We start from the raw sequence: 15,999 nt of genomic DNA, 5'->3' as shown, positions 1-15,999 counted from the left end.
TAAAAAATGAAAATCTGGTTAAGAGCGTTTATTTCTATCTCCCTAATCGTCATTATCTGGCTCACCATTATTTATGTGTTCTTACCTGCCGTTAAAAAGGCCACGCCGCCAAAAAACGACAGTCATAACGAGCTGAATCGGGAAGCTCCGCAAAAGACCATCGTCAACCCAAAACAAGCATCAACGGCAACGCAACCTGAAAAACCGCTCAACCTAGAGATATCTCCAACTCTTGAGGAGTCCATTGAAAATCCTAAGACGGATAGTGAAGGGCCACAACTCCCGGCACCTTCTCCACTACCGCCACCCTCATCGGAAAAATCCGTTCTACCTGAAGACTTGACCTCTAAAAAAACTAAAGAAGATGAGCTTCTCTACAACTATCAAGGTACAAAAGACGAGCAACATAAACTGATGCTGGGTGTTAAAAAAGGCGATGTAACGGTAAAAACCGATATTCAAGCGGGTGACAAAGAGCAGACGGTTCAGCAAATCCAAATCGAGATTAATCTACCTTAATAGTTTTTAAAAATAATAGACAAATTGTGACTTTTCGATAAACCGCCAAGTCTTACTTTACTGAAAAGACAATTACAGCACTAAAAGTGCTGGTTATTCACTTCTACAGCCGATTTAGAATTCAGCTGACTCGGCATGAATCAGTCAAATATATAAGGATTTTGATGATGAAAACAGCTTTACTTCCAATTGCCGCAATCATTACGGTATCCGCCATGTCTTCAGTACAAGCGGACGATAGCCAAAATTATGTCACCGACAGCTATGGTGAGATCGTGCGTGACAACTATGGAAGTTGTGTCCGTTCAGTCAATTGGACTGCTGAAACAGCGAATGCTTCATGTGAAGCAAAAGCGCAACAACCAATCGCTAAACCAGCAGACGCGGATTCAACCACGGGCGAACCAGCTACGCCAGTTTTATTACCGGCTTACCAAGGCGATATCAAAGGCGACCAGAATGCCGCTTACGTTATTGATTCTAACGGCATGATTGTACGAGATAACTACGGTTACTGCGTGCGCACAATCAACTGGTCAAAAGAAGTTGCTTTACCTAAATGCGAAGGCTGGGCAGAACCTAAGCCTGCACCGGTTTTAGTTGCAAAACCAACACCGGTTGTTGTTGAAGAGGTTGTGGAAGTGGTTATTCAAGAAGATGCTCCAGCGGCGTTTCGTGGATTCTTTGAATTTAATAAAGCCATTCTGAAAGAAGAAGCAAAACCGACATTGAATGACTATGCTGAATACATGAAAAAGCACTCAGAGGTTCAAGTTAAAGTAACCGGGCATACCGACTCTGTAGGTAGCCTAAGCTATAACCAAACCCTGTCTGAAGCAAGAGCAAAAGCGGTTAAAACCTTTTTAGAAGAAAAAGGGATTGATGCCCAGCGTATTCAAGCTGTTGGTATGGGCGAAACGCAACCTGTAGCGACCAACAAAACGCGTGAAGGTCGTGCGGAAAACCGTCGTGTTGAACTGGAAATCCTAAAATAATCCACTCTCGATTCTAAAAAAAAGTTGAGCTTTCTGAGGTTTTATTCAAGCTTTTCAATAGATTTTCAATCGTTTAAATTTACACCCTAAGAAAAAAGCCGCCTTAAACATTTAAGGCGGCTTTTTCATTTTTAAAAATGAATCCGATTGGATTAGCAGGTTTATGCCAGTCATCGTGACCATTTCACGGGATTTATGCTCGCCCACCTCAAGCCAATTAACTGGATTCACTCTTTTTGAATAAAACAACCAGGCCTGGTCACTTTATTGAACAGCTCCATTTCACTTAAACACTATTTGACAGAACGGCATACAAAAGCTATTTTGCAAACATCTACCCTAAATTTAGCAAGTTTTATCAAGGATTTATTATGCTCGATGCCATCAGACAACTCTTTAATGCACCTGAACACCCATCGATTGATGCCATGATTGTCTTAAGCATGGCAATTATTATCGCCTTTACCGTTAGTTATTTGATCAAATGGACTTTTCTCGCCATCGCTCAAAAAAGGGGGAAACCCAGCTTAACCTTTATCTTCAATGCGATTCGCTTACCGATTACCGTTTCAATCATATTAATTGGTTTAAACAGCAGTCTAAACGTCTTTGAACTCAATCAAAATCTAGCCTCTAAACTGATTAGCATATTTCAAAGTATCGATGTGATTGTATGGGGGCAATTTGTTTATCGCTCATCTCAGTTTAGTCTAAAACAACTTAGTTCACGTAATCAGGAAGGCTCAATCATCAGAGTGCAAACCCTGCCGTTGTTTGAAAACGTCTCGGCGGTGCTCGTGGTGCTACTCATTATGTATCTGCTCTTTATTACCTGGAACATAGACATGAGTGCTTGGCTGGCTTCAGCCGGGATTATCGGTATTGCCGTGGGTTTTGCGGCCAAGGATACCATTGCCAACTTGCTTTCCGGGGTGTTCATCTTGGCCGACTCACCCTACAAAATAGGCGACTATATTGTGATAGACAGTGGTGAACGTGGCATGGTCACACATATTGGGTTACGTTCCACCCGAATATTAACGCGAGATGATTTGGAAATTAATGTACCCAATGCCATTATTGCCAACGGCAAAATCGTCAACGAATCTTCAGGTAGACATATAAAATCCAGAACACGTGTCGCTGTCGAAGTCGCTTATGGTTCGGACATTGACCAGGTTAAATCGGTGTTAATGGACGAAGCCGCCAAAGAAACCCAAATATGCCAAGAGCCGGAACCAAGAGTGCGTTTTAGACGTTTTGGAGCATCAGGATTACACGTTGAATTATTGGTTTGGATCGATGACCCTGAGATTAGAGGTCGAGTGATTGATAGCTTAAACAGCGCAATCTACAAACGTTTTGCTCTAGAAAAAATTGAAATCCCATTCAGCCAGCATGATTTACACATCAAATCCATGCCAAAAACCCCAGAATAACCGTTGCCAACAGGTTAAATAATTAACGACACGACAAAAACAAAAAACCCGCTATTTTAGCGGGTTATTTACGTTTATCAACTTTATTAATTTATAACAAGTTAGAATGGTACATCATCGTCGTCAAAGTCATTTGGCGCATAGGCTGGAGCGCGCTGTGGTTGTGCAGGTTGCTGACCACCCATGCCGCCCATTGGTGCAACATTTTGTTGCCCCATCGGATTGGCTTGTTGTCTAGGCTGCTGGTTGAACCCTCCTTGTGGTTGTCCCATCGGAGCCTGACCACCCATGCCACCCATTGGCGCTTGGTTAAAACCTTGATCGAAAGAAGCATCACCACCTTGACGGTTACCACCACCAAGCATCTGCATAGTACCGTCAAAACCGCTTAATACAACTTCAGTCGTATAACGGTCTTGACCATTCTGATCTTGCCATTTGCGTGTCTGTAGCTTACCTTCCAGATAAACTTGTGAACCCTTTTTCAGATATTGGCCGGCAATCTCAGCCAACTTTCCAAACATCGACACTCGGTGCCATTCGGTTTTCTGCTGTTTTTGCCCAGTATTCTTGTCATTCCACTCTTCACTGGTTGCTACACTTAGGTTGGCAATCGCATTACCATTTGCCGCATATTTAACCTCTGGATCCGCACCCAAAGTTCCAACCAAAATGACTTTATTCACACCACGCATAACGATTTTTCTCTCTATATTTAATTCTGTTGAATCGGGTTATTTCTGACTTTGCTCAATATAATCAATCAAAGCGACTTCATTTACAAGTTTTCTGTCTATCTTGAAATAGACTCTTTGCTCTTCAGGCAATGCAACCACTTCATGAATCCCCTCATAAGCCAGCAGTTGCGATTGAATACTTTCAACATCTTCAATCTTAAGATCATAAATGGGGACTGAAGCAATGCTTAAAGGTAGTGGTTTTTGCATACTCATGGCACTGATCAACCATAAAGACCCCATTACCGCAGTAAAGACAAACACGCCATTATAACCATAATGCTGATAGAAATATCCCCCTAAAGCACCGCCGATTGCCGCACCTAAAAACTGGCTGGTCGAATAGACTCCGCTGGCCGTTCCTTTCTTGTCGGCGGGTGATAATTTAACTACCAAAGACGGTAACGAGGCTTCCAATAAGTTAAAAGCGGTGAAGAATATCAACAGCAAAACAAATAGTGACCAAAAACTCGGGGGAATAAATACAAAGCCTAATTGCATAATGGTGATAGTTGCAATTGCGCCGAGAAATACCGGTTTCATACGGTCTTTACTTTCAGCCTGAATAATAAACGGTACCATCAAGACAAATGACAGCAACATCACCGGTAAATAGATTACCCAATGTTCTGGGGTTTCTAAACCAGCCGAATCACGCATGGTTAAAGGTACTACGATAAACATCGCGGTTAACATCGCATGCAATACAAACACCCCGAAATCCAATCGTAGCAATTGTGGGTGCTTCAAAATCTCTTTAAATTGGCTCGGATCGGCCTCGGCTTCACGCTGAAAACTCTGTTGCTTTATCTCCGGCATGGCAAACTTAACCAGCAACATGCCAACAATCGCCAACAGCGCAATGACCCAAAAGATGCCTCTCACCCCAAACCAACTGGCTAACAGTGGTCCAGCCACTAAAGATAAGGTAAACGATAAACCGATTGTCATACCGACAATGGACATGGCTCTAAGCCTAAATTGTTCGGTGACCAAATCAGCAACCGAGGCCATTAACACCGCCGCCACCGCACCCATTCCTTGGATGGCTCGACCAATAATCATCATTTCGATTGAGTCCGCCATCGCACAAACAATGGAACCCAGCATAAAGATAAACATACCCGCGATAATCAGCGGCTTACGCCCGTATTTATCTGAGAGCATGCCGTATGGAATTTGTAAAAATGCTTGGGTTAACCCATAAATACCTATAGCAATCCCGATTTGCAAGCCGGTAATGTCTTTGAATTCGGCTTCTGCAAACAGTGCAAATACCGGAAAAATCATAAAAAGGCCAAGCATTCGAGTTGAAAAGATACCCGCGATTGAAAATGCCGCACGCCTTTCAGTTGAGCTCATTGCTTTGGATTGTTCAGTCATTTGAATATGTCTCAGTACTTATCTATCTGAATTTTAATAGCGGCAAATTATAACACCCTTGACAAATACTCGAGCTATAATCAACCTTAAGAAAGTGTTGAATTTCGATTTTTAGCCTCAGAAAACAGCAAGCCAACTCTAGAAATCAATGATGTTGAAACCGCACTGGCACACTTCAAGGAGCAATCTTATGATTCGATACAAATCAGCAACAGCCCATTCCGTTTTAGCCTTTGTTTTAAGCTCATTGTTATTCAGTGTCAATGTTCACGCTAATGAGCCGATTGCCCCAACTGGCAACAAGGTTAATTTCTCCATAACCGAAACCCAGAAAGTGGCCAATGATAGTATTTTCATGACGTTTAATCGTGTTGCAGAGGCGGCGACACCACAAGCGGTTGCCAATGAAATCAACCAGCAAATGCAAGCAGCGATTAACGCTTTAAAATCCTACCCTGAAATCATCACTCAAACGAGCCAATACAATATTTACCCGGTATATAAAAAACAGCTTATTAGCCATTGGCGAGGTCAACAAAGCCTGGTATTAACCCTAGAAAACAAACCAGGCCTGGTGAAAGTGTTGACTAAAATCCAACCATACCTGGCTTATCAATCCATGCAATTCGGGGTTTCGGAACAACTAAAAAACCAAGTTTTAGCCCAGCTTACCGATAAAGCGATTCACCGCTTTAGAAATCAAGCGAATCGTATCGCCCAAGGTTTTCAAGCGCCCTCTTATAAAATTTTAGAAACCCATATCAATACCAACAATGGGTATATGCCGCAACCGATGTATGCTCGTTCAGAAATGGTCATGGCTTCTTCGGATATGGCCGCACCTACAGTCAAAGCTGGGGAAAGTAAAATCAATGTGACGATTTCAGGCACGATTTTATTACCCCACTAACTGGCCGTCACAACTGACCAGGCCTGGTTAAGTATGCTCGCGTAACTAAAGAGATTCTTGCTATAATGGCCGTTTGCAAATTTACAACGGTCGTTTCCCATGCTCGAAGAAATTGTTATCCGCGGTGCCCGTACCCATAACTTAAAAAACATCGATGTTACCCTTCCTCGAGACAAATTAATCGTCATTACCGGCTTGTCCGGCTCGGGTAAATCCTCTTTGGCGTTTGACACCATCTATGCCGAAGGCCAGCGTCGTTATGTAGAATCCCTTTCTGCGTACGCTCGTCAGTTTTTATCGGTAATGGAAAAACCCGATTTGGACCATATCGAAGGGCTTTCACCGGCGATTTCCATCGAGCAGAAATCCACCTCGCACAACCCGCGCTCTACCGTGGGAACCGTTACCGAAATATACGATTACCTACGTTTATTGTATGCCCGTGCTGGTACGCCACGTTGCCCGACCCACGGCTGCGACTTGGAAGCACAAACCGTCAGCCAAATGGTCGACCACACCTTAACCCTTCCAGAAGGAACAAAGTGCTTGCTGATCGCCCCGATTGTACGTGGTAAAAAGGGAGAGCATCACCACCTTTTAGATGAGTTGCAGGCACAGGGTTTTATTCGTGCGCGTATCGACGGCAAGGTCTACGATTTAGACGGCACAATCCAGTTAGACAAAAACAAAAAGCATGACATTGAAGTCATTGTCGATCGTTTTAAGGTGCGTGACGACATCAAACAGCGTTTGGCCGAATCCTTTGAAACCGCATTACGTTTAGCCGATGGTTTGGCGCAAGTTTTACCCATGGATGAAGAGGATGATTTTGCACTCTTGTTCTCGGAAAAATTTGCCTGCCCACATTGCGGCTACAGCGTACCGGAGCTAGAACCACGCATTTTCTCGTTCAACAATCCGCATGGCGCTTGTCCAACTTGCGATGGATTAGGAATCAACGACAGCTTTGATGCCGACCGTGTCATCACCCATCCTGAACTGAGTTTAGCCGGTGGTGCGATTCGTGGCTGGGACCGTCGTCATAAATACTATTACGATTTACTGAAGGCTTTGGCCGACCATTATGGCTTTGATATTGAAGAACCTTGGGAATTTTTGAGCGAACAACATCGAAAGATTATCCTGTTTGGTTCTGGCAGGGACAAAATCCCATTACCGCACGGTAAATACAGCGATACTCGCCGTTTTGAAGGGGTGATTCCGAATATGGAACGCCGTTTTGCGGAAACCGAAAGCAAAGCGGTACGTGACGAACTGGAAAAGTATCGGGTGACCACGCCGTGTAAGAGCTGTCATGGCACACGTCTGAATGAAGCGGCGCGTAATGTCTTTGTGGATAACCAAACATTACCCTCTTTAACCGCTCTATCGGTTGGTGAACTGCATGAGATTTTCAGCACCCTTAAGTTAGAGGGCGCCAAAGGCGAAATAGCCAGCAAGATCGTTAAAGAGGTACATGACCGCCTAACCTTCTTGGTCAATGTTGGCTTGAATTATTTGACCCTGGACCGCAGTGCCGACACTCTATCCGGTGGTGAGGCGCAACGTATTCGTCTAGCCAGCCAAATTGGAGCAGGCCTGGTAGGAGTGATGTATGTATTGGATGAACCCTCAATCGGTTTACACCAACGTGATAACGACCGCCTACTGGCGACACTGACGCATCTGCGTGATTTAGGCAATACCGTGATTGTTGTCGAGCACGATGAAGATGCAATCCGTGCCGCCGACTATGTATTGGACATTGGCCCTGGCGCGGGGATTCACGGTGGACGCATAATGGCCGAAGGGACTCCAGAAGAGGTCACCAACAACCCTAACTCTCTAACCGGCCAGTTTTTAAAAGGTGCCCGAAAAATCGAAGTGCCTGGTGAACGTTTGCAACCTACAGAAGACAAGTGGCTTACCATTACCGGTGCCAGCGGTAACAACTTAAAAGACGTGACTTTAAGCATTCCAGCAGGCCTGCTGACTTGTGTCACCGGGGTTTCCGGTTCAGGAAAATCCACTTTAATCAACGGAACCTTGTCTAAATTATCCGCCAACTTGTTAAATGGAGCCCAACATACCCCTGCTCCATACAAAACCATTAAAGGCATGGAACATTTTGATAAGGCGGTGAACATTGACCAATCGGCGATTGGACGCACTCCACGCTCAAACCCGGCGACTTATACCGGGTTATTCACACCGATTCGTGAGTTGCTTTCCGCCACACCGGAGTCACGTGCCCGTGGTTATACTCCTGGCCGATTCAGCTTCAACGTTAAAGGCGGTCGCTGTGAAGCCTGTCAGGGTGATGGGGTATTAAAAGTGGAGATGCACTTCTTACCGGATGTGTATGTGCCATGTGATGTCTGTGAAGGCGCACGCTATAATCGTGAAACCTTACAAGTACAGTACAAAGGCAAAAATATTCACGAGATTTTAGAGATGACCGTGGAAGATGCACGCGCTTTCTTTGACGTGATCCCGGTGATTGCCCGTAAACTGCAGATGCTGATGGAAGTAGGCTTGGGCTATATCAAGCTTGGACAAAGTGCCACTACGCTATCGGGTGGTGAGGCACAACGTGTGAAATTGGCTAAGGAACTTTCCAAACGTGACACAGGCAATACGCTGTATATTCTTGATGAACCCACTACAGGTTTGCATTTCCACGATATTGAACTGTTATTGAAGGTCATTCGTCATCTGCGTGACCAAGGCAACACCATTGTCATTATCGAACACAATCTGGATGTCATTAAGACAGCAGACTGGATTGTTGACCTTGGACCGGAAGGCGGTTCAGGCGGTGGACAAATCTTGGTCACGGGAACACCTGAAACCGTGGCGGAATGCAAAGAGTCACACACTGGTTATTACCTGAAAAAACTATTGTGATTATGAAGTCCAAGTAAAAGTAACCAGGCCTGGTGGGATGAACAAAACCAATAAATCGTTTGCACAACAACCCTTTGTTTTCGCCTTATTGCGCTTTTTCTCCTTATTTTCGGTCATTGCTGTTGCCAGCTTGCCATCCGTGGCGCTGGCACAGCATACAACCGATCTTAACCTGGATTTGAATTGGCAAAACCCTGCCTACATTCAAAAAGCGTTTAATGAAATCGCCTTAAAGAATGAATATCAAAAAACTGACCAACGCATCATCAAATGGCTACAGCCGATTCACTACCGGTTTGAATACCACCATGTAAAAACCAACCCTATGGTTGAGAATTTATTCAATACTCACCTGAGACACTTATCTGAAATCACCCAACATCCGATTTTTCCAACCGAAGATACGCCACCCAACTTGATTATTCATCTGACTGCTGACAATGAATACGCCCAAGTAATCAAACGTTTCACAGCAAGCAAAGTCGCGAATATAGAGCGTGATAGTAACTGCATGGGTAGTTTCAAAACCAATCGGCACAATGAAATCGTTGAGGCACAAATCATCCTACCTTTGGATCATGTGTTCAGTAGAGGCTTACTGGTTGCTTGCGTGGTAGAAGAGACTACCCAGATAATGGGATTACCAAACGATTCTGACTGGGTAAATCCCAGTATTGCCAATGATGCCAGTAAGGTTGAACTGCTCACGGGCTTGGACTATATTCTATTGAAAATACTCTATGATAAACAGCTACATGCCGGAATGGCTTTTGAGCAAAGCCAACCCATAATAAGAAAGCGAATATCGGCACTAAAAGATGCCGATGAAATAAAGAATGCTAATCACCAAGTGAATAAATCTGGACTATACCCTTTAGTAAATTGAAGGGTTATTTAATCTTGACTAAATCATTGATGACTTTACCGGCAAGCATCAAGCCAAATATCCCTGGCATATAACTCGCCGTGCCATTCACCACACGACCACGTGCACCGGCAATTTCCTCCATAGGCCCTGGGGCTTTTGGTAGCTCGGTGGAGAAAACGGTCATAACCCCTTTTTTAATGCCCTGCTTTTTTAGACGTTGACGCATATTCCGCGCTAAAGCACAGCCATGGGTTTTAGAGATATCCGCTAATTGAATCTGAGCAGGGTCGACTCTGCGTCCAGCACCCATACTGGAAGCAACCGGAATCCCTTTTTCAACGGCCGTAATCACCAGATTGGCTTTGCAATTCAAGCTATCGATCGCATCGACAATATAATCAAAACCAGTTTCTAGTAGAGGAGCCATATCCTCAGGCTTTAAAAAAGACTGCACAATGTTCACTTTACAGATTGGATTGATATCAGCAATACGTGCAGCCATAACTACAGCTTTGTTTTGACCTAAATTGGAATCAAGCGCAATAATTTGGCGGTTTTTGTTTGACGCTGAAACATTGTCATGGTCAACAATCGTTAACTCACCCACTCCAGCACGCGCCAAGGCTTCGATAACAAAACCGCCAACACCACCTACTCCGGCAACCAATACATGGGAGTTCAAAAGTTGTAGCATACCCGCTTCTTCAAATACCAGTAAGCTTCGTTCATACAGAGGGTTATCAAAAGTCATTCGTCATGTCTCGGGTAAAATAATTGATGTGCATTAAAATCAGTTTTAGATATCACTTCCGAAACCGTGATATTAAGTATACCGGCAATCGTATTTGCCACTACTTGGATATCATCTAATCGCGGAAATTCCTGGCCTGGTAATGTAACATTTGGAAAATCGGTTTCAAGTACTAAATGCTCTAAACCAAAATATTTTATCAATGCATGGTAGCGTGCCGCATTTTTTCTGACAGAAACCCCATTAACACCAATCTTTAGGCCTAAATCGATATAATTTTGAGCCATATCAATACTGGTTCCCAATCCATGGACCACACCTTTGACTTGATATCGCTTTAACAAAGCTAAAGCATCATTGTGTGCTTTGACGATATGCAATGAAGTGGGAAGCTTAAATTTATCTGCCATTTGTAATTGTGAACCAAAAGCAGCAAGCTGACATTCCATATTGTGTTTATATCCATGACCATAATCCAGACCGATTTCACCAATAGCTGAGATTGCTTCAGAGATAACAAGCCTCTCAAGCGCTTCAAGCGTAGAAATCGATTCTGAGTTGACAAACCAAGGGTGAAGCCCTAAAGCCGCTAGAATGTGTTTATATTGCTTTGAAAGTGCCATTGATATCGACCAGTCATCTACCGAAGTCGATACGGTTAGGAAATGGTTATTTGGGTTGTCTAAATAGGCTAAATTAAAAGATGATAAAGTGGAAGTTTGAGGTAGGGATGAATGACTACCATGAAAAAGGCTTTGCAGATGGCAATGGGTATCAAACATATCAAGGCTATGAAATTTTAGGTATAAAAAAACCCGCTAGAAGCGGGTTTCTTATAACTGATTACTCAGCAGCTGAATCAGCAACCGGACGGTCAACTAATTCAACAATTGCCATTGGTGCATTATCACCTGGACGGAAACCACATTTTAGAATGCGGATATATCCACCTGGACGAGCTTGGTAACGAGGACCAAGTTCACTGAATAATTTACCAACAGCTGCTTTATCGCCTAAACGTGCAAACGCAGTACGACGGTTATGAACGCTGTCTTGTTTAGCTAGCGTGATTAAAGGCTCAGCAACTCCGCGAAGTTCTTTAGCCTTAGCAACCGTAGTACGAATCACTTCGTGTTCGATAAGTGAAGCAGACATGTTTTTAAACATTGCCTTACGGTGCGAGCTGTTACGATTTAACTTACGACCTGTCTTACCATGACGCATGATAGCTTCCTTATAATTAAGCTGACTCTTTACTTACCAAACTTGCTGGTGGCCAGTTTTCTAATTTAGTACCTAAGCTCAAACCTCTTTGTGCAAGAACATCTTTAATCTCTTGCAGAGATTTTTTACCTAAGTTTGGAGTCTTAAGTAAGTGAGGCTCAGCTCGCTGTACTAAATCACCAATATAATAAATTTGTTCCGCTTTCAAACAGTTAGCTGAACGGACTGTTAACTCTAAATCGTCAACAGGCTGTAAGAAGATCGGATCGAATTCGCTCTCTTCTTCTTCCGGCGCTACAACTTCTTTATGCTTAAGATCAACAAAAGCATTAAGCTGATAATGAAGAACCGTTGCCGCTTGTTTAATTGCGTCTTCTGGATCTAAAGTTCCATCAGTTACTACATCAAGAATTAACTTGTCTAAGTCAGTACGCTGCTCAACACGAGCGTTCTGAACTTCGTAACTTACTGTATGAACAGGACTGAAACTAGCATCTAAACGAAGAACACCAATTTGCGAATCTTTTGCAGTTGGAGCAGCACGGTAACCCATACCAGTCTCAACTTTAATAGTCATGTTCAACTCTGCACCTTCTGAAACATGTGCAATAACATGATCAGGGTTTGCGATTTCAGCATCGTGATTTAGAACGATGTCCGAAGCGCGTACAACAGCTGGACCTTTTTTGTTCAGTGTCAACTCAGCACTATTTGAAGCATTAAGTTTTACTGCAACTTCTTTAAGGTTTAAAAGAATTTCTAAAACATCTTCTCTTACACCTTCAATTGAAGAGTATTCGTGTAAAACACCATCAATTTGGGCTTCTACAATAGCAGCACCAGGCATAGATGATAATAGAATGCGACGTAAAGCATTACCTAGAGTGTGTCCAAAACCACGTTCTAGTGGTTCTAGAGTCACACGACTATGGAATGCTGTCTTTCTATCAATATCAACTAAACGCGGTGTTAACAACTGTTCTAACATCTCTTGCATTCGAAGTTATCTCCGTAGTATCAAAGTTTACTTAGAGTAAAGCTCAACAATTAAGTTTTCTGAAATATCAGCAGATAGATCTGAACGATCAGGAACATTCTTGAATGTACCTTCAAACGCAGATTTGTTAACTTCAACCCAGCTAACAGCACCAGCTTGTGCATTAAGTTCTAATGCAGTAGCGATACGAGTTTGATTACGAGATTTCTCTCTAATAGCAACGATGTCACCAGCAGCCACTTCATAAGAAGGAATGTTTACTGACTGACCGTTTACTAAAATCGCCTTATGAGAAACCAATTGGCGTGCTTCAGAACGAGTAGAAGCAAAGCCCATACGATAAACAACGTTATCTAAACGGCTCTCAAGGATTTGCAACAAGTTAACACCTGTTGAACCTTTACGACGATCCGCTTCTTTATAGTAAAGACGGAATTTTTTCTCTAGTACGCCATACATACGACGAACTTTTTGTTTTTCACGTAACTGTAAGCCGTATTCTGTTACGCGCTTACGACCTGCTCCGTGTTGACCAGGTAGTTGATCAATCTTACACTTAGATTCGATGCTACGAACACCGCTTTTTAAGAAAAGATCAGTACCTTCACGACGAGCAAGTTTACACTTTGGACCAATATATCTAGCCATGTTAACCTCAAATATTAAACGCGACGTTTCTTAGGTGGACGGCAACCGTTGTGAGGAATCGGAGTTACATCAGCAATAGATGTAATCTTGAAACCAGCACTATGTAAACCACGAACAGCAGAATCACGGCCAGGTCCAGGACCTTTAACCATAACTTCCATGTTCTTAACACCATAGTCGTGAGCCATTTGACCAGCTCGTTCTGCAGCAACCTGTGCAGCGAATGGAGTACTCTTACGAGACCCACGGAATCCACTACCACCAGAAGTTGCCCAGCAAAGTGCATTACCTTGACGATCTGTGATAGTCACAATTGTGTTGTTAAAACTAGCATGAACATGTGCAACTGCATCAGTTACGACCTGTTTTACTTTCTTTTTAACACGCGAATTTGCTTTAGCTTTTGCCATATCTAATCTCGCAATTATGCGTTATCTCTTAATAGGTCTTACAGGACCTTTACGAGTACGTGCATTAGTTTTTGTACGTTGTCCACGTAGAGGCAGACTACGACGGTGACGAATTCCTCGGTAGCAACCCATGTCCATCAAACGTTTGATGTTCATAGATACTTCACGACGAAGATCACCTTCAATTTTATAATTTGTTACTTCTGAACGAAGTGCTTCTAACTGTTCTTCAGTTAGTTCTCGAACCTTCGTGGTCGGGTCTAATTTAACAGCTTCACAAATAGTTTTAGCTGAAGTAGAACCAATCCCGTAGATCGAAGTCAATCCAATAACAATATGCTTGTTAACTGGAATGTTTACGCCGGCAATACGAGCCATTTTGCGCTCCCTTTAATTCCATCTACTGAAAAACGGGCAATTATACACGTCTTCCAACCTAAATACCAGATATATAACTACTTTTAGTTATTTACCTTTTAAATTTGCTTTCTTCATCATTCCTTCGTACTGGCTTGACTGCATCTGAGCTTGTACTGCGGTCATGAAATCCATAACAACAATAACAATGATTAGCAGTGAAGTTCCGCCAAAGTAAAATGGAACGTTCCAATATAAAATAAGGAATTCTGGTAACAAACATACCGCAGTGATATATACAGCGCCAGCCAATGTTAGGCGACCCATAATACTATCAATGTGACGAGCTGTTTGTGCACCTGGTCTGATACCTGGTAAATAGGCACCTGATTTTCTTAAATTATCTGCAGTTTCTTTAGGATTGAAAACAATCGCTGTATAAAAGAAACAGAAGAAAATAATTGCTATTGCATACAAAAGCACATAAAGCGGTTGGCCTGGTGACATCGTCGTGGCGATGTCCTTCAACCATCCTAGACCTTCAGCACTACCGAACCAACCACCTAGCGTAGCTGGAAACAGGATAATGCTCGAAGCAAAGATGGGAGGAATCACTCCAGCCATGTTAAGTTTAAGTGGCAGATGTGACTCTTGACCACCATATAACTTACGCCCACGCATCTTTTGCGCATAGTGAACAGGAATACGTCGCTGTCCTCTTTCAACAAAGACAACAAACGCGATAACAGCAAATACTAAAGCTAACAGTACGAATACTGTAATCGCATGCATAGCACCCGTGTTAACCTGTTCAAATGTCCCACCCAAAGCAGACGGTAAACCAGCTACGATACCAGCAAAGATAATCAAAGATATACCATTACCGATACCACGCTCAGTAATCTGTTCTCCTAACCACATTAGGAAAATAGTACCACCAACCAGAGTAATAACTGCCGTCAGTCTAAACATCAGACCTGGATCAATTACCACGGACATACCATTCACATTCTGAGATTCAAGTGCAATAGCAACACCCAATGCTTGGAAGGTAGCCAATACCACAGTACCGTAACGAGTATACTGAGTTATTTTACGACGACCTTGCTCGCCCTCTTTCTTTAGCTGTTCTAACGTAGGTGAAACCACTGTCAGCAGCTGCATGATAATCGAAGCCGAAATATACGGCATGATTCCCAAAGCAAAGATAGACAAACGCTGAAGGGCACCACCCGAGAACATGTTAAACATGTCTAAGATGGTACCCTTTTGCTGTTCAAACATTGCAGCAAGTGCAATTGGATCAATTGACGGTACAGGGATATGAGTCCCTAATCGATAAACGATTAGAGCCCCTAAAACAAAAAAGATTTTGTTTTTTAAATCACCCATACCTGATGCAATAGAACTATTCATAATTAGGCTTCTACTGTACCGCCAGCTGCTTCAATAGCAGCCTTAGCACCAGCAGTTGCTTTAATGCCTGACAATTTGATTGCTTTAGTTAATTCACCTGAGTTAATAACCTTAACAACTTTAATTTTCTCACCAATCACGTCAGCCGCTTTAAGCGCTGCTACGTCAATGATGTCAGCATCAATTTTTGCTAATGTATCTAGACGAATCTCAGTTACGTATGCAGATTTTCTTGAAGAGAAACCAACTTTTGGCAATCTTCTTTGAAGAGGCATTTGCCCCCCTTCAAAACCAATCTTAGGCATACCACCAGAGCGAGACTTTTGACCTTTGTGACCACGGCCACCCATCTTACCCCAGCCAGAACCTTGACCACGTCCTACACGCTTTTTAGAAGGTTTAGAACCTTCAGCAGGTTTTAGAGTATTTAATAGCATC

Annotated in this window: 17 protein-coding genes; 6 read left to right on the top strand and 11 right to left on the bottom strand. The window is 43.0% G+C overall.

Annotation, left to right across the window (positions count from 1 at the left end; translation table 11 throughout):
- Positions 1 to 6 precede the first annotated feature (6 nt).
- The 3 genes from L6421_RS01945 to L6421_RS01935 all read left to right on the top strand — a co-directional run bounded on the left by L6421_RS01945 (position 7) and on the right by L6421_RS01935 (position 2,953).
- Positions 7 to 519 carry a hypothetical protein gene (locus L6421_RS01945; protein ID WP_237262290.1) on the top strand — a complete coding sequence of 171 codons (513 nt, stop codon included), beginning with the start codon at positions 7 to 9 and terminating at the stop codon, positions 517 to 519.
- A 167-nt stretch (positions 520 to 686) separates the two neighbouring features.
- Positions 687 to 1,514, top strand: a complete 828-nt coding sequence (locus L6421_RS01940) for an OmpA family protein (protein ID WP_237262289.1) — start codon at positions 687 to 689, stop codon at positions 1,512 to 1,514.
- 371 nt (positions 1,515 to 1,885) lie between these two features.
- Positions 1,886 to 2,953, top strand: a complete 1,068-nt coding sequence (locus tag L6421_RS01935) for a mechanosensitive ion channel family protein (protein ID WP_237262288.1) — start codon at positions 1,886 to 1,888, stop codon at positions 2,951 to 2,953.
- A 101-nt stretch (positions 2,954 to 3,054) separates the two neighbouring features.
- On the opposite strand, the gene ssb is transcribed toward L6421_RS01935, so the two are convergent.
- Together ssb and L6421_RS01925 are read right to left on the bottom strand one after the other, a co-directional pair.
- Positions 3,055 to 3,648, bottom strand: coding sequence for a single-stranded DNA-binding protein (ssb, locus tag L6421_RS01930; protein ID WP_375540380.1), 594 nt, complete (start codon positions 3,646 to 3,648; stop codon positions 3,055 to 3,057).
- Positions 3,649 to 3,687: 39 nt separating this feature from the next.
- The gene (locus L6421_RS01925; protein ID WP_237262287.1) at positions 3,688 to 5,073 is read right to left on the bottom strand and encodes an MFS transporter; all 1,386 of its coding nucleotides are present in this window, start codon (positions 5,071 to 5,073) and stop codon (positions 3,688 to 3,690) included.
- A 190-nt stretch (positions 5,074 to 5,263) separates the two neighbouring features.
- Here L6421_RS01925 and L6421_RS01920 point away from each other — a divergent pair, with 190 nt between their 5' ends.
- The 3 genes from L6421_RS01920 to L6421_RS01910 all read left to right on the top strand — a co-directional run bounded on the left by L6421_RS01920 (position 5,264) and on the right by L6421_RS01910 (position 9,776).
- Positions 5,264 to 5,983, top strand: coding sequence for an SIMPL domain-containing protein (locus L6421_RS01920; protein ID WP_237262286.1), 720 nt, complete (start codon positions 5,264 to 5,266; stop codon positions 5,981 to 5,983).
- Positions 5,984 to 6,082: 99 nt separating this feature from the next.
- On the top strand, positions 6,083 to 8,890 hold the full coding sequence (gene uvrA / locus L6421_RS01915; RefSeq protein WP_237262285.1) for an excinuclease ABC subunit UvrA: 2,808 nt from the start codon (positions 6,083 to 6,085) through the stop codon (positions 8,888 to 8,890).
- Between the two features lie 37 nt (positions 8,891 to 8,927).
- Positions 8,928 to 9,776 carry a DUF2927 domain-containing protein gene (locus L6421_RS01910; protein ID WP_237262284.1) on the top strand — a complete coding sequence of 283 codons (849 nt, stop codon included), beginning with the start codon at positions 8,928 to 8,930 and terminating at the stop codon, positions 9,774 to 9,776.
- 4 nt (positions 9,777 to 9,780) lie between these two features.
- Here the strand turns inward: L6421_RS01910 and L6421_RS01905 are convergent, their stop codons facing one another.
- The 9 genes from L6421_RS01905 to rplO all read right to left on the bottom strand — a co-directional run bounded on the left by L6421_RS01905 (position 9,781) and on the right by rplO (position 15,998).
- The gene (locus tag L6421_RS01905; protein WP_237262283.1) at positions 9,781 to 10,509 is read right to left on the bottom strand and encodes a tRNA threonylcarbamoyladenosine dehydratase; all 729 of its coding nucleotides are present in this window, start codon (positions 10,507 to 10,509) and stop codon (positions 9,781 to 9,783) included.
- The gene (locus L6421_RS01900) at positions 10,506 to 11,291 is read right to left on the bottom strand and encodes a TatD family hydrolase (RefSeq protein ID WP_237262282.1); all 786 of its coding nucleotides are present in this window, start codon (positions 11,289 to 11,291) and stop codon (positions 10,506 to 10,508) included. Before L6421_RS01900 ends, L6421_RS01905 begins: the two co-directional genes overlap by 4 nt.
- Before the next feature lie 61 nt (positions 11,292 to 11,352).
- On the bottom strand, positions 11,353 to 11,733 hold the full coding sequence (gene rplQ / locus L6421_RS01895) for a 50S ribosomal protein L17 (RefSeq protein WP_237262281.1): 381 nt from the start codon (positions 11,731 to 11,733) through the stop codon (positions 11,353 to 11,355).
- 16 nt (positions 11,734 to 11,749) lie between these two features.
- Positions 11,750 to 12,730: a DNA-directed RNA polymerase subunit alpha gene (locus tag L6421_RS01890; protein WP_237262280.1), complete on the bottom strand. Its 981-nt coding sequence runs from the start codon at positions 12,728 to 12,730 to the stop codon at positions 11,750 to 11,752.
- Positions 12,731 to 12,757: 27 nt separating this feature from the next.
- The gene (gene rpsD, locus L6421_RS01885) at positions 12,758 to 13,378 is read right to left on the bottom strand and encodes a 30S ribosomal protein S4 (RefSeq protein ID WP_237262279.1); all 621 of its coding nucleotides are present in this window, start codon (positions 13,376 to 13,378) and stop codon (positions 12,758 to 12,760) included.
- 14 nt (positions 13,379 to 13,392) lie between these two features.
- Positions 13,393 to 13,788 carry a 30S ribosomal protein S11 gene (gene rpsK, locus L6421_RS01880; protein WP_040726352.1) on the bottom strand — a complete coding sequence of 132 codons (396 nt, stop codon included), beginning with the start codon at positions 13,786 to 13,788 and terminating at the stop codon, positions 13,393 to 13,395.
- 21 nt (positions 13,789 to 13,809) lie between these two features.
- Entirely contained in the window at positions 13,810 to 14,166 is a 357-nt protein-coding gene (rpsM, locus tag L6421_RS01875; protein ID WP_237262278.1) for a 30S ribosomal protein S13, read from the bottom strand.
- 87 nt (positions 14,167 to 14,253) lie between these two features.
- Positions 14,254 to 15,561: a preprotein translocase subunit SecY gene (gene secY / locus L6421_RS01870; RefSeq protein ID WP_237262277.1), complete on the bottom strand. Its 1,308-nt coding sequence runs from the start codon at positions 15,559 to 15,561 to the stop codon at positions 14,254 to 14,256.
- 2 nt (positions 15,562 to 15,563) lie between these two features.
- Complete coding sequence (gene rplO, locus L6421_RS01865) at positions 15,564 to 15,998, bottom strand: 50S ribosomal protein L15 (protein ID WP_237262276.1); 435 nt, start codon at positions 15,996 to 15,998, stop codon at positions 15,564 to 15,566.
- Between the last annotated feature and the right edge of the window lies 1 nt (position 15,999).

The organism is Thiomicrorhabdus immobilis (genome assembly GCF_021654855.1).
GTDB classification, from domain to species: Bacteria; Pseudomonadota; Gammaproteobacteria; order Thiomicrospirales; family Thiomicrospiraceae; genus Thiomicrorhabdus; species Thiomicrorhabdus immobilis.
This window is presented reverse-complemented; position numbering and strand designations above follow the sequence as displayed.

What these genes read in the sequence shown, in the direction of transcription:
- L6421_RS01945 (WP_237262290.1), top strand. Translation starts at nt 7, where the DNA reads ATGAAAATCTGGTTAAGAGCGTTTATTTCTATCTCCCTAATCGTCATT.
- L6421_RS01940 (WP_237262289.1), top strand. Translation starts at nt 687, where the DNA reads ATGAAAACAGCTTTACTTCCAATTGCCGCAATCATTACGGTATCCGCC.
- L6421_RS01935 (WP_237262288.1), top strand. Translation starts at nt 1,886, where the DNA reads ATGCTCGATGCCATCAGACAACTCTTTAATGCACCTGAACACCCATCG.
- ssb (WP_375540380.1), bottom strand. Translation starts at nt 3,648, where the DNA reads ATGCGTGGTGTGAATAAAGTCATTTTGGTTGGAACTTTGGGTGCGGAT.
- L6421_RS01925 (WP_237262287.1), bottom strand. Translation starts at nt 5,073, where the DNA reads ATGACTGAACAATCCAAAGCAATGAGCTCAACTGAAAGGCGTGCGGCA.
- L6421_RS01920 (WP_237262286.1), top strand. Translation starts at nt 5,264, where the DNA reads ATGATTCGATACAAATCAGCAACAGCCCATTCCGTTTTAGCCTTTGTT.
- uvrA (WP_237262285.1), top strand. Translation starts at nt 6,083, where the DNA reads ATGCTCGAAGAAATTGTTATCCGCGGTGCCCGTACCCATAACTTAAAA.
- L6421_RS01910 (WP_237262284.1), top strand. Translation starts at nt 8,928, where the DNA reads ATGAACAAAACCAATAAATCGTTTGCACAACAACCCTTTGTTTTCGCC.
- L6421_RS01905 (WP_237262283.1), bottom strand. Translation starts at nt 10,509, where the DNA reads ATGACTTTTGATAACCCTCTGTATGAACGAAGCTTACTGGTATTTGAA.
- L6421_RS01900 (WP_237262282.1), bottom strand. Translation starts at nt 11,291, where the DNA reads ATGTTTGATACCCATTGCCATCTGCAAAGCCTTTTTCATGGTAGTCAT.
- rplQ (WP_237262281.1), bottom strand. Translation starts at nt 11,733, where the DNA reads ATGCGTCATGGTAAGACAGGTCGTAAGTTAAATCGTAACAGCTCGCAC.
- L6421_RS01890 (WP_237262280.1), bottom strand. Translation starts at nt 12,730, where the DNA reads ATGCAAGAGATGTTAGAACAGTTGTTAACACCGCGTTTAGTTGATATT.
- rpsD (WP_237262279.1), bottom strand. Translation starts at nt 13,378, where the DNA reads ATGGCTAGATATATTGGTCCAAAGTGTAAACTTGCTCGTCGTGAAGGT.
- rpsK (WP_040726352.1), bottom strand. Translation starts at nt 13,788, where the DNA reads ATGGCAAAAGCTAAAGCAAATTCGCGTGTTAAAAAGAAAGTAAAACAG.
- rpsM (WP_237262278.1), bottom strand. Translation starts at nt 14,166, where the DNA reads ATGGCTCGTATTGCCGGCGTAAACATTCCAGTTAACAAGCATATTGTT.
- secY (WP_237262277.1), bottom strand. Translation starts at nt 15,561, where the DNA reads ATGAATAGTTCTATTGCATCAGGTATGGGTGATTTAAAAAACAAAATC.
- rplO (WP_237262276.1), bottom strand. Translation starts at nt 15,998, where the DNA reads ATGCTATTAAATACTCTAAAACCTGCTGAAGGTTCTAAACCTTCTAAA.